Source organism: Streptomyces sp. JNUCC 64, assembly GCF_054484115.1.
The window spans coordinates 6,296,184-6,309,483 of sequence record NZ_CM137015.1; the positions used below are offsets into that span (position 1 = coordinate 6,296,184).

The 13,300-nt window shown below is 73.6% G+C and carries 8 protein-coding genes; 1 reads left to right on the forward strand and 7 read right to left on the reverse strand.

The genetic code is table 11. The features are described 5' to 3' along the window. Positions 1-83: 83 nt before the first annotated feature. Positions 84-611, reverse strand: coding sequence for a DUF4240 domain-containing protein (locus ACVWNX_RS25925; protein ID WP_454414940.1), 528 nt, complete (start codon positions 609-611; stop codon positions 84-86). 132 nt (positions 612-743) lie between these two features. Between ACVWNX_RS25925 and ACVWNX_RS25930 the strand changes: the two genes are divergently transcribed. Beyond that, positions 744-1,766 carry an SDR family oxidoreductase gene (locus tag ACVWNX_RS25930; RefSeq protein WP_454410372.1) on the forward strand — a complete coding sequence of 341 codons (1,023 nt, stop codon included), beginning with the start codon at positions 744-746 and terminating at the stop codon, positions 1,764-1,766. Positions 1,767-2,013: 247 nt separating this feature from the next. Here the strand turns inward: ACVWNX_RS25930 and ACVWNX_RS25935 are convergent, their stop codons facing one another. The 6 genes from ACVWNX_RS25935 to ACVWNX_RS25960 all read right to left on the reverse strand — a co-directional run bounded on the left by ACVWNX_RS25935 (position 2,014) and on the right by ACVWNX_RS25960 (position 13,228). Further along, the gene (locus ACVWNX_RS25935; RefSeq protein ID WP_454410374.1) at positions 2,014-2,994 is read right to left on the reverse strand and encodes a helix-turn-helix transcriptional regulator; all 981 of its coding nucleotides are present in this window, start codon (positions 2,992-2,994) and stop codon (positions 2,014-2,016) included. Between the two features lie 1,127 nt (positions 2,995-4,121). After that, positions 4,122-6,827: a pyruvate dehydrogenase (acetyl-transferring), homodimeric type gene (gene aceE / locus ACVWNX_RS25940; protein WP_454410376.1), complete on the reverse strand. Its 2,706-nt coding sequence runs from the start codon at positions 6,825-6,827 to the stop codon at positions 4,122-4,124. Positions 6,828-7,323: 496 nt separating this feature from the next. After that, positions 7,324-7,992, reverse strand: coding sequence for a GntR family transcriptional regulator (locus ACVWNX_RS25945; RefSeq protein ID WP_454410378.1), 669 nt, complete (start codon positions 7,990-7,992; stop codon positions 7,324-7,326). A 228-nt stretch (positions 7,993-8,220) separates the two neighbouring features. Next, positions 8,221-9,948, reverse strand: a complete 1,728-nt coding sequence (sucB, locus tag ACVWNX_RS25950) for a 2-oxoglutarate dehydrogenase, E2 component, dihydrolipoamide succinyltransferase (RefSeq protein WP_454410380.1) — start codon at positions 9,946-9,948, stop codon at positions 8,221-8,223. 60 nt (positions 9,949-10,008) lie between these two features. Then, complete coding sequence (gene lpdA, locus ACVWNX_RS25955; RefSeq protein ID WP_454410382.1) at positions 10,009-11,397, reverse strand: dihydrolipoyl dehydrogenase; 1,389 nt, start codon at positions 11,395-11,397, stop codon at positions 10,009-10,011. A 277-nt stretch (positions 11,398-11,674) separates the two neighbouring features. Next, a complete protein-coding gene (locus ACVWNX_RS25960) occupies positions 11,675-13,228 on the reverse strand; it encodes a leucyl aminopeptidase (protein ID WP_454410384.1) in 1,554 nt (517 codons plus the stop codon). Positions 13,229-13,300 lie beyond the last annotated feature (72 nt).

Sequence of the window (13,300 nt, forward strand, 5' to 3'; positions counted from 1 at the left end):
CCGTCCGGGGCGACGGGGCCGCTCCGACCGAGGGTGAGGAGAAACGTTTCCCTAGTCCGTGAGGAATGCCCCGGGCGGGCCGCTCAGACCTCCGACTGTCCGAACCGGTCCCAGAGCCGGGGGTAGTAGCGGGCCAGCACCGCGTCGTCCTCGAAGTCCATGGGGGTGCCCACCGGTTCCCGGGGCGGCGCGGGCAGGCCCAGATCGGGCGCCACCGCGCCGGTCAGCCGCTCGTACGCCTCGTCGGCCGCGTACCCCAGCTCCTCGGCGTCCCCGTCCACCGCCGGGTCGAAGTCGTCCAGCAGCTCCGCCAGCGCGTCCGGATCGTGCAGGGCGCCCTCGAACACCTCCCGGCCCTGGCCGATCAGCCAGCAGCGGAAGAAGTCGAACGCGTCGTCGCTGACGCCGTCCAGCAGCACCCACGCGGCCCCCCACAGGTCCCAGCGGTAGGCGCGGGCGTAGCGGGCCTCGAAGTGCCGGGAGAAGTCCAGGACGGACTCCGGATCGAGCCGGACCAGCCGCTCCACCAGCACGTCCGCCTGCTCCTCGGGGTCGTCCCCGGCGGCCTCGCGCGCCCCGTCGACCAGCTCCCAGAACTCCGTCTCGTCCATCACGGGACCAGCATCCGTCCCCGGCCCCCCGGCCGCACGCCGAGTGGGGGACCGCGCCCCTCCCCGCCCGGTCGGCGGACCGTCCGGAAAGCCGGACAGAGGATGTCGGGATTCCCCGGCACGATCGGGACCATGACCGACACCACGGCGCACGACGCCACCCGCACCCCCGCCCCCACCGAGCCCGTCCCCGCCGGGGCGACCGCCCCCGTCACGGCGACCGGCGCCGCGCCCCTCGCCGGACGGATCGCCCTCGTCGGCGGAGCCACCCGGGGCGCCGGACGGGCCATCGCCGTGGAACTCGGCCGCGCGGGGGCCACCGTCTACGTCACCGGCCGCACCACCCGGGAGCGGGTCAGCGAGCTGGGACGGCCCGGCGAGACCATCGAGGGGACCGCCGAACTCGTCGACGCGGCGGCCCGCGCGGCGGGTTCCGGCGGCTCGGCCACCGCCGTCCCCACCGACCACCTGGAGACCGACCGGGTCCGTGAACTGATCGCCCGGATCGACCGCGAGCAGGGACGGCTGGACGTCCTCGTCAACGACATGTGGGGCGGCAATCCGCTCCTCGACCTCGACACCGTCCGGATGTGGGACGTGGACCTCGACCGGGGGCTGCGGATGCTGGACCTCGGGGTCCGCAGCCACATCATCACCAGCAGCGTGGCGCTCCCGCTGCTGGTGCGGAACCCGGGCGGGCTGCTGGTCGAGGTCACCGACGGCACCGCCCGCACCAACCGCGACTACCGGGAGCACTTCTACTACGACCTCGCCAAGAACGCCCCGATCCGGATGGCGTACGCCCTCGGCGAGGAACTGAAGACGGTCGGCTGCACCGCCGTCGCCGTCACCCCCGGCTTCCTGCGCTCCGAGGAGATGCTCGACCACTTCGGCCTCACCGAGGAGACCTGGCGGGACGGCGTCCAGGCGCAGCCCCACTGGTCGCTCTCCGAGTCCCCGGCCTACCTCGCCCGGGGACTGGCCGCCCTCGTCGCCGACCCGGAACGGCACCGCTGGAACGGCGACTCCCTCGACAGCGGGCAGCTCGCCCGGGAGTACGGGGTCACCGACGCCGACGGCTCCCGGCCCGACGTCTGGGGCTTCATGCTCGCCGAGAAGGCGGGCGGGGACCCCGTCGTGACGGACTACCGGTAGTCCGTCACCCGCCACCGGTGGTCCGACGCGGCTCCGGCTCCGGGTCGGCGGGGTCACCGGCGGCCCGTGACGGCTCCGGGCCGGTGGGGTCACCGGTGGTCCGTGACGGCTACGGGGGCGGCCGTCACGGACCCGGCGGACCACGGGCGGTCGTCGTGACCCGTGCCTGTGACCGGTGGGTCACGAGCGGTCGTCGTGCCCCGTGCCCTGTGACCCGTGACCGGTGGATCACAGCGGTCCTCGCGCGCTACCCGTAGCGCAGGGCCGTCCGGCGCGCCGCGTCCGCGCACCGGGCCCGCAGCCCGGGCGGCGCCACCACCTCCACGTCCGGACCCAGCGCCAGGAACTGGGTGTACGCCACGTCCTCCGACTCCACCGGGACGGTGACCGTCACCCAGCCCTCCGCGTCCGGGGCGTCCGCCGTCGCCAGCGCCTCCTCGGCGGCGGCGGACCCCACCGCGTGGCGCAGCCGGGCCGCCCCGGCCTCCGACAGCCGCACCACCGCCTCGGCGCGCAGCAGCGCCCGCGCGAACTGGGCGGCCCGGCGCGCCCAGAACCCCGGCAGGTCGAACTCCTCGTCCCGGGCGAACCGCTCCGCGTCCGGCTCCACCGCCGTGAACCGGTCGATCCGGTACACCCGGTGCGCGCCGGTGTCCGCGCGGGCGCACAGGTACCAGACCCCCGCCTTGAGGACGAGCCCGTACGGCTCCAGCAGCCGCTCGACCTCGCCGGAACGGTCGCCCGCGCCCCGGCGGTAGCGGGCGGTGATCCGGCGGTCGTCCCACACCGCGTCGGCCACCGGGGCCAGCAGATCGGGGGTGGACGGCTCGTGGAACCAGCCGGGGGCGTCCAGGTGGAAGCGTTGGGCAGCGGTCCGGGACGCGCCGCGCAGCGAGGGCGTCAGCGCGGCCGACACCTTCAGCCGGGCCGCCGATGCGGTGTCCGCCAGTCCCATGTCCCGCAGGGCCTCCGGGACCCCGGACAGGAACAGCGTCTCGGCCTCGCCCCGGGCCAGTCCCGTCAGGCCGGTGCGGTAGCCGCCCACCAGGCGGTAACCGCCGGTGCGGCCCCGGTCCGCGTAGACCGGTACGCCCGCCTCGGAGAGGGCCTGGGCGTCGCGGGTGACCGTCCGCTCCGACACCTCCAGCTCCCGGGCCAGCTCGGCGGCGGTCATCGACACCCTCGCCTGCAACAGCAACACCATCTTGATCAGCCGGGCCGCGCGCATTCCCCCATCATCCCCCGGGGGTCGGCCTGGCGGCTCCGGCCGGGCGCGTCGTCGCCCGCGGGCGGTGGCGGGTTCCCCGCGCCGTTCCCCGCGCCCCCGACGGGGCCTTCCGGCCGGTGCTCGGCCCACTGTCGTGGTGGGTCGCCCGCGCAGTTCCCCGCGCCCCTTGCGGGGCTTTCGGCGTGTGCTGTCCCTGCGGGTGGTCGTGGGTTCCCCGCGCTCCTCACGGGGCGTTGGGCGGGTGCCGTCACCTGCGGGTCGTGGTGGGTCACCCGCGCAGTTCCCCGCGCCCCCTCCGGGTCTTTGGGGCGGGCCGTCACCTGCGGGTGGTCGTGGGTTCCTCGCGCTCCTCACGGGGCGTTGGGCGGGTGCCGTCACCTGCGGGTCGTGGTGGGTCACCCGCGCAGTTCCCCGCGCCCCTTCGGGGGCCTCTCGGCGGGCTCGTCGCCTGCGGGCCTGAAGCGGGCGGTTCACAGCCCCCCACTAGGGCGCGCGAGCGCCCCAGGCGGCGGGAAACCCGGACGAGGACGCTGACGGCCCCGCCAGGGGCCCGGGGAACCGCGCGAGCAACCCCCTGCGGCGGGAAAGCCGGACGGAACGTTGACGGCCCCACCAGGGGCGCGGGGAACTGCGCGAGCAACCCACCACGACAGTGAGCCGAACACCGGCCGGAAGGCCCCCATGAGGGGCGCGGGGAACCGCGCGAGCAACCCCTGTGGCGGGGAGCCGGACGGGGACGTTGACGGCCCCGCCAGGGGCGCGGGGAACGGCGCGGGCAACCCGCGCGGCGGGAAAGCCGGACGGGGACGTTGGCCGCCCCGTGAGGGGCGCGGGGAACGGCGCGGGCAACCCTCGCGGTGGGAAAGCCGGACGGGGTGGTCAGTAGCCCCTGGAAGGGGCGCGGGGAACTGCGCGAACGACCCACGCAGTGGGGAAGCCGGACGGGGACGGCCGAGGCCCCGTGAGGGGCGCGGGGAACCGCGCGAAGGGTTCGCCGTCAGCACCCGGGCCGGGAGCGGAAGGGGAACGCCCCGGGCCCCCGCCGGAGACGGCGGGGGCCCGGGGCGAACGGGAGGGCGGTCGGGGCCGGGTACGGAACGGGCGGGCGGCGCCGTTCCGTACCGGGCTCAGAGACCGTAGCGCTCGCGCGCCTCCTTGACCGAGGTCGCGGAGACCTCACCACGCCGCGCCAACTGCGCCAACGCCGCGACGACGATCGACTCGGCGTCCACCCCGAAGTGCCGCCGCGCCGCGTCCCGGGTGTCGGAGAGCCCGAACCCGTCCGCGCCGAGCGAGGACCAGTCCTGCTCCACCCACTGGGCGATCTGGTCCGGCACCTGCCGCATGTAGTCGCTGACGGCGAGGACGGGCCCCTCGGCCCCGGCGAGCGCCTTGCGCAGGAACGGCACCCGGTCCTCCCCGCGCAGCACCGCCGCGTCCGCCTCCAGCGCGTCGCGCCGCAGCTCGGTCCAGGAGGTGGCCGACCACACGTCGGAGCCGACGCCCCACTCCTCGGCGAGCATCCGCTGCGCCTTCAGCGCCCAGTGGATCGCCGTGCCGGAGCCCAGCAGCTGGATGCGCGAGGCGTTGGCGGGCAGCGTCAGCCCCGCGGACTCCGCGGTGTTGAAGCGGTACAGGCCCTTGACGATGCCCTCGTCGGTCCCGGACGGCTTCGCGGGCTGCGGCAGCGGCTCGTTGTAGACCGTGAGGTAGTAGAAGACGTCCTGGTCCTCGTCCTCGGCGGCCTCGCCGTACATCCGGCGCAGACCCTCCTTGACGATCGCCGCGACCTCGTAGGCGAACGCCGGGTCGTAGCTGAGGGCGGCCGGGTTGGTCGCCGCGATGACGGGGGAGTGCCCGTCCGCGTGCTGGAGGCCCTCGCCGGTGAGCGTGGTCCGTCCGGCGGTGGCGCCGATGAGGAAGCCACGGCCGAGCTGGTCGCCGAGCTGCCACATCTGGTCCGCGGTCCGCTGCCAGCCGAACATCGAGTAGAAGATGTAGAACGGGATCATCGCCTCGCCGTGCGTCGAGTACGACGTGCTCGCGGCGATGAAGTCGGCCATCGACCCGGCCTCGGTGATCCCCTCGTTGAGGATCTGGCCGTTGGTGGCCTCGCGGTAGTACATCAGCTGGTCGCGGTCGACCGGCTCGTACGTCTGGCCCTTCGGGGAGTAGATCCCGAGCGACGGGAACAGCGACTCCATGCCGAAGGTGCGGGCCTCGTCGGGGACGATCGGCACCCAGCGGCGGCCGGTCTCCTTGTCCCGGACCAGGTCCTTCAGCAGCCGGACCAGCGCCATGGTGGTGGCGACGGACTGGCTGCCGGAGCCCTTGTCGAAGGACGTGAACGTCTTGTCGGCGGGCGCGGGCAGCGCGGCCAGCGGGTGCGTGCGGCGGGCCGGGGCCGGACCGCCGAGGGCCGCGCGGCGCTCCTGGAGGTAGCGGACCTCGGGGGAGTCGGCGCCGGGGTGGCCGTAGGGGACCACGCCGTCGGCGAAGGCGCTGTCCGCGATGGGCAGCTCCAGCAGGTCCCGCATCCGCTTGAACTCGTCCGTGGACAGCTTCTTCATCTGGTGGTTCGCGTTCTTCGACGCGAAGCCCTCACCGAGGGTGAAGCCCTTCACGGTCTGCGCGAGGATCACCGTCGGCGCGCCCTTGTGCGCCAGGGCGGCCCGGTAGGCGGCGTACACCTTGCGGGGCTCGTGGCCGCCGCGCGAGAGGTGGAAGCACTCCAGGATCTTGTCGTCGCTGACCAGCTTGGACAGCCCGGCGAGCGCCGGGTCCTTGCCGAAGAAGTCCTGGCGGATGTAGGCGGCGTCCCGGGTCTGGTACGTCTGCACCTGGGCGTCGGGCACCTCGCGCAGCCGCCGTACCAGGGCGCCGGTGGTGTCGAGCTGGAACAGCTCGTCCCAGGCGGAGCCCCACAGCGACTTGACGACGTTCCAGCCCGCGCCGCGGAACTGGGCCTCCAGCTCCTGCACGATCTTGAAGTTGGCGCGCACGGGGCCGTCGAGGCGCTGGAGGTTGCAGTTGATGACGAAGGTGAGGTTGTCCAGCCCCTCGCGGGCGGCCAGCGCGAGGGCCGCCGTCGACTCGGGCTCGTCCATCTCGCCGTCACCGAGGAACGCCCACACGTGCGAGGCGGAGACGTCCTTGATGCCGCGGTTGGTCAGGTACCGGTTGAACCGGGCCTGGTAGATCGCGGAGAGCGGGCCGAGGCCCATGGAGACGGTGGGGAACTCCCAGAGCCAGGGCAGCCGCCGCGGGTGCGGGTAGGAGGGCAGGCCGCCGCCCGCCGCCTCCTGGCGGAAGCGGTCGAGGTGGCTCTCGGAGAGCCTGCCGTCGAGGAAGGCGCGGGCGTAGATGCCGGGGGAGGCGTGGCCCTGGATGTACAGCTGGTCACCGGAGCCGGGCGCGTCAGCGGCCTCCTTGCCCCGGAAGAAGTGGTTGAAGCCGGTCTCGTAGAGCCAGGCCGCCGAGGCGAAGGTGGCGATGTGGCCGCCGACGCCCAGTTTGCTGCCCCGGGTCACCATGGCCGCCGCGTTCCAGCGGTTCCAGGCGGTGATCCGCCGCTCCAGCTCCTCGTCGCCGTCGGGCGCGGGCTCGGCGGCGGTCGGGATGGTGTTGACGTAGTCGGTTTCGAGCAGCTTGGGCAGCGCGAGACCGGCGCCCTCGGCCCGCTCCAGCGTGCGCCGCATCAGATAGGCGGCACGGTGCGGACCTGCTGCCTTGGTCACGGCGTCCAGGGATGACTGCCATTCGGCGGTCTCCTCGGGGTCGCGGTCAGGGAGCTGGTCCAGCTCGCTCGGCTGGATCGCGGTGGGGTCGGTCATGTCGCCGCCTTCCGGAGTCGAAGGGGTTCCCTCATCGGTAGGGGTGTCGGGTTGCCCTTGGTCTTTGGCAGGACAGGGCGAGGGCTCTGGTGAAAGCCCAACGAGGACTGTAACCCCCTGATCGATGATCGATCAAAGGGTTGACCGGTAAAACCTCCCCGGATGAAGAAAGTCGGCACGGAGTGCCTCTGTGCTCGGCATGCCGTGCCTGGTTTTCGCAGGTGAACGCGGTGGTTTCGCACATCTGAGCGGTGCTGGTGGCGGTCTGAGCCGTCCCAGGGGAAGCGTCCGTTCCGGGCGGGAGCCGATGGTTCCGCCCGTCCGGGGGCCATCCGTCCCCGCCGGTCGGTCGGCCGTCCCGTGGAGAACCCATGGGGCCCACAATGGGGCTGATGGGGTCTGGAGGGCCCATAGGGCCCATAGGGCCCATAGGGCCCCTGGGGCCCCTGGGGCCCCTGTGGGCCGTCGTGACACGTGCGAACGGGGTGGCCCGGACTCAGCCCCCGTGCGGCACCCCGTGCGCCCCCGCGTGCGGTCCCGCGTCCGGGCGCGGCGCGCAGCCGAGGACGTGCGCCTTGACCAGTTCGGCGATGGCCGGGTCCCGCCGCTTGAAGGCGGCGACCAGCGCGTCGTGCTCCTCCGCGTAGGACTGCTGGACGGTTCCCAGCCAGCGGATGGACAGCGCGGTGAAGACCTCGATGCCGAGCCCCTCCCAGGTGTGCAGCAGCACCGCGTTGCGGGCCGCCCGCACCAGCTCCCGGTGGAACCCCACGGTGTGCCGCACCTGGCCCGTGCCGTCCGCGCGGCGGTCCGCCTCGTACAACGCCGCGACGTGCGGTTCCAGGGCGGAGCAGTCGTGGGCGAGCCGTTCGGCGGCCAGCTCGGCCGCGATGGCCTCCAGCCCCGCCCGCACCGGATAGCTCTCCTCCAGGTCGGCGGCGGTGAGGTTGCGCACCCGGACGCCCTTGTTGGGCGCCGACTCGATCAGCCGCAGCGACTCCAGCTCCCGCAGCGCCTCGCGCACCGGCGTCTGGCTGACCTCCAGCTCGGTGGCGATCCGCCGCTCGACGATGCGTTCGCCCGGCTTCCAGCGCCCGCTGACGATCCCCTCCACGATGTGCTCGCGGATCTGTTCGCGCAGCGAGTGGACGACGGGCGCGGTCATGCGGGGCTCCTTGCTGCCGGGCGTCGTGGGACCCCCAAGGGCATTGACCCATAGACAATACGGCCGCGCCCCCGTCCTGACGCGTGTCGGACGGGGGCGTTGTCGCAGGTGTGGTGAGCCTTACAGGCCCGTGCGCGGGCGCGGGCCCCGGCGGGGACCCCGCCGGGGAAAGACGGCGCCGCCCGCACGGGGGACGGATCGTACTCCCGTGCGGGCGGCGCCGGTGGATCAGAGGCCGAGCTCGACCTCGAACTCGCCCGCCTCCAGGATCGCCTTGACGGCGGTCAGGTAACGGGCGGCGTCCGCGCCGTCCACCAGACGGTGGTCGTAGGACAGCGACAGGTACGTCATGTCCCGGACGCCGATCACGGTGCCCTCGGCGGTCTCGATGACCGCCGGGCGCTTGACCGTGGCGCCGATGCCCAGGATGGCGGCCTGGGTGGGCGGCACGATCACCGTGTCGAACAGCGCGCCGCGCGAGCCGGTGTTGCTGATCGTGAAGGTCGCGCCCGCGAGGTCGTCGGGGCGGATCTTGTTGGTGCGCACCGCGCCCGCCAGCTCGGCGGTCTTCTTGGCGATCCCGGCGATGTTGAGGTCGCCGGCGCCCTTGATGACCGGGGTCATCAGCCCCTTCTCGGAGTCCACGGCGATGCCGATGTTCTCCGTGTCGAAGTAGGTGATGGTCCCCTCGTCCTCGTTGATCCGGGCGTTGATGATCGGGTGGCCCTTGAGCGCCTGGGCCGCCGCCTTCACGTAGAACGGCATCGGGGACAGCTTGACGCCCTCACGGGCGGCGAAGGAGTCCTTGGCCTGGGCGCGCAGTCGCATCAGACGGGTCACGTCGACCTCGACGACCGAGGTCAGCTGGGCCTGGGTCTGGAGCGCCTTGATCATGTTGTCGCCGATGAGCTTGCGCATCCGCGTCATCTTGACGGTCTGCCCGCGCAGCGGGGAGACCTCCAGCGCCGGGGCCTTGCGGGCGGCCGGGGCGGGCGCGGCGGCGACGGGCGCCGGAGCGGCCGGGACGGCGGCCTTCGCGGCCTCGGCGGCGGCGAGGACGTCCTGCTTGCGGATGCGTCCACCGACACCGGTGCCCTTGACGGACCCCAGGTCCACGCCGTTCTCCGTGGCGAGCTTGCGCACCAGCGGGGTGACGTAGGCGCCGTCGTCGGCCGGGCGGGCCGCGGCGGGCGCGGGGGCGGCCGGGGCCACCGGGGCCGGGGCCTGCGGCGCGGGCGCCACGGGGGCGACCGGAGCCGGGGCCGGAGCGGCCGGAGCCACGGCGACGGGCGCCGGGGCGGCGGGGGCCACCGGAGCGGGCGCGGCCGGGGCGGGGGCGGGCGCCGCAGGAGCGGGCGCGGCGACCGGAGCGGCGCCGACGGCACCGATCACGGCGAGCTTGGCGCCGACCTCGGCGGTCTCGTCCTCGCCGACCACGATCTCCAGCAGCACACCGGCGACCGGGGAGGGGATCTCGGTGTCGACCTTGTCGGTGGACACCTCCAGCAGCGGCTCGTCGGCGTCGACGCTGTCGCCCACGGCCTTCAGCCAGCGGGTGACGGTGCCCTCGGTGACGGACTCGCCGAGCGCCGGGAGCACCACGTCGGTGCCCTCGGCCGCACCCGCCGGAGCCGCGGGGGCGGCCGGAGCCTCGGGGGCCACGGGAGCGGCGGGGGCCTCGGCGGCGGCCGGGGCGGGAGCGGCGGCGGGGGCGCCGCTGCCGTCGTCGATGATGGCCAGCTCTGCGCCGACCTCGACCGTCTCGTCCTCGGCGACCTTGATGGAGGCCAGGATGCCGGCGGCGGGGGAGGGGATCTCGGTGTCGACCTTGTCGGTGGACACCTCCAGCAGCGGCTCGTCGAGTTCGACGCGCTCGCCCTCGGCCTTCAGCCAGCGGGTGACGGTGCCCTCGGTGACACTCTCACCGAGAGCCGGAAGGGATACGGAAACCGCCATGGTTTCGGTTGCTCCTTACGAAAGTGCGGAAGTCTGTGGTCGTCGCGCCCGTGACCGGTGTCAGTCGTGGGAGTGGAGGGGCTTGCCCGCCAGCGCGAGGTGGGCCTCGCCGAGCGCTTCGTTCTGGGTCGGGTGGGCGTGGATGAGCTGGGCGACCTCGGCGGGCAGCGCTTCCCAGTTGTAGATCAGCTGGGCCTCGCCGACCTGCTCGCCCATCCGGTCGCCGACCATGTGGACGCCGACCACGGCACCGTCCTTGACCTGGACGAGCTTGATCTCGCCCGCGGTCTTCAGGATCTTGCTCTTGCCGTTGCCCGCCAGGTTGTACTTCAGGGCGACGACCTTGTCCGCGCCGTAGATCTCCTTGGCCTTGGCCTCGGTGATGCCCACGGAGGCGACCTCGGGGTGGCAGTAGGTCACCCGGGGCACGCCGTCGTAGTCGATCGGCACGGTCTTCAGACCGGCGAGCCGCTCCGCCACCAGGATGCCCTCGGCGAAGCCGACGTGCGCGAGCTGGAGGGTGGGGACCAGGTCACCGACGGCCGAGACGGTCGGCACGTTGGTCTGCATGTACTCGTCGACGAGGACGTAGCCGCGGTCCGTCGCGACGCCCTGCTCCTCGTACCCGAGGCCCTGCGAGACCGGGCCGCGGCCGATGGCGACCAGCAGCACCTCGGCCTCGAAGACCTTGCCGTCGGCCAGGGTCACCCGGACGCCGTCCTGGGTGTACTCCGCCTTCTCGAAGAAGGTGCCGAGGTTGAACTTGATGCCGCGCTTGCGGAACGCCCGCTCCAGCAGCTTGGAGCTGTTCTCGTCCTCCACGGGCACCAGGTGCTTCAGACCCTCGACGACGGTCACGTCGGTGCCGAAGGACTTCCACGCCGAGGCGAACTCGACGCCGATGACGCCGCCGCCCAGGATGATCGCGGACTCCGGCACCCGGTCCAGGGTGAGCGCGTGGTCCGAGGAGATGATCCGGTTGCCGTCGATCTCCAGGCCCGGCAGCGACTTCGGCACGGAGCCGGTCGCCAGCAGGACGTGGCGGCCCTGGACGTGCTGGCCGTTCACCTCCACGGACGTCGGGGAGGACAGCCGTCCCGCGCCCTCGATGTACGTCACCTTGCGGGAGGCCACCAGGCCCTGGAGGCCCTTGTAGAGGCCCGCGATGACGTCGTCCTTGTACTTGTGGACGGCCTTGATGTCGATGCCCTCGAAGGTGGCGCGGACGCCGAACTGCTCGGCCTCGCGGGCCTGGTCCGCGACCTCGCCGGCGTGCAGCAGGGCCTTCGTCGGGATGCAACCGTTGTGCAGGCAGGTGCCGCCCAGCTTGTTCTTCTCGATCAGGGCGACGTCGAGACCCAGCTGGGCACCGCGCAGGGCCGCGGCGTAGCCGCCGCTGCCACCGCCGAGGATCACTAGGTCGAAAACGGTGCTGGCGTCGTTCGCCACGTCACGTCCTCCATGCATTGCGCCGCGTGCCGGACCCTGTTTCCGGGAGGGTGTCCGGCCGGTCGGCTGGTGTGGCCGCTCTTTCTCCGGCCCTGTGGTGGGGGCCCTGTCCTGCCGGTGCCCATCTTCGCACTAGTCGGGGGGTGCCGTGCCGCCGGGCCACCGGGTGGTATCCCTCACACATCCGGGGCACACGGCGCGGCGGCCCCGGGCCGGAGCCCGGGGCCGCCGCGTCACACGGGGTCCCGCTGGACGCGGTGCGTCACCGGGAGGGGCGTCAGCCCAGGTCGCCGTCGGCGGTGCGCTCCGCCAGCCGGACCAGGGTGCGCACGCCCGAGCCGGTGCCGCCCTTCGGGGTGTAGCCGAAGGGGCCGCCCTCGTTGAAGGCCGGGCCCGCGATGTCCAGGTGCGCCCAGGTGATGCCCTCGCCCACGAACTCGCGCAGGAACAGCGCGGCGACCAGGCCGCCGCCCATCCGCTCGCCCATGTTCGCGATGTCGGCGGTCGGGGAGTCCATGCCCTTGCGCAGGTGCGCGGGCAGCGGCATCGGCCACGCCTCCTCGCCCGCCTCCTCGGCGGTCTCGTGGAGCGCGGCGCGGAACGCGTCGTCGTTGGCGTTGATGCCGAAGGTGCGGTTGCCGAGCGCCACCATCATGGCGCCGGTCAGCGTCGCCACGTCCACGATCGCGTCGGGCTCGTCCTCGGACGCCTTGGCGATGGCGTCCGCCAGCACCAGACGGCCCTCGGCGTCGGTGTTCAGCACCTCGACGGTCTTGCCGGAGTACATCCGCAGCACGTCGCCGGGGCGGGTCGCGGTGCCCGAGGGCATGTTCTCGGCGAGCGCCAGCCAGCCGGTGACGTTCACCGCCAGGCCCAGCCGGGCCACGGCCACGACCGCGGCGAACACGGCCGCCGCGCCCGCCATGTCGCACTTCATGGTCTCGTTGTGGCCCGCGGGCTTCAGGGAGATGCCGCCCGAGTCGTAGGTGATGCCCTTGCCGACGTACGCGAGGTGCTTCGCCGCGTCCGGGTGGGTGTAGCTCAGCTTCACCAGCCGGGGACCGGCGGCGGACCCGGCGCCCACCCCGAGGATGCCGCCGTAGCCGCCCTTGGCCAGAGCCTTCTCGTCGAGCACCTGGACCTTGATCCCGTGCTCCTTGGCGGCGGCCGTGGCGACGGCGGCGAACGCCTCCGGGTCGAGGTCGTTGGGCGGGGTGTTCACCAGGTCGCGGGCCCGGTTCAGCTCCTCGGTGATCGCCGTCGCGCGGGCGACGGCCGCCTTGTACGCCTTGTCGCGGGGCTTGCCCCCGAGGACGGCGATCTCGGCGAGGGGCGCCTTGCCGTTCTTGGCGCCCCGGTTGCCGCGCCCGGTCTCCTTGTACGCGTCGAAGGCGTACGCCCCCAGCAGCGCGCCCTCCGCGACGGCCCCGACGGCCTCCGCGTCGGCGACCGGCAGCGCGAACGCGGCCTTGCGGGCCCCGGCCAGGGCACGGGCCGCGTTCCCGGCGGCGGTCCGCAGCACCTCGTCGGTGTAGTCGGCGCTGGAGCTGTCCTCGGCGTCGTCGTCGGCGGTGGGCACCGCGCCCAGTCCGACCGCCAGCACCACCGGTGCCTTCAGTCCGGCGGGGGAGGGGACCTTGATCACCTCGCCCTCGCCGCCCGAGGCGCCGAGCGTCTCCAGGACGGCGGCCAGCCGGCCGTCGAACGCCTGGTCCACGGCCTCGGCGCCGGCGGCGAGCACGGGGCCCTTGGCGCCCTGGGCGACGCCGACGACGATCGCGTCGGCGCGCAGTCCGGACGCGGCGGCGGTGCTGAGAGTGAGAGCAGTCACGGTGGTGGGATCTCGCTTCCTAGGAGTTCCATGGCCTGAGCCGGGAGGGATGGTGGCTCGACCGGCCCCGTA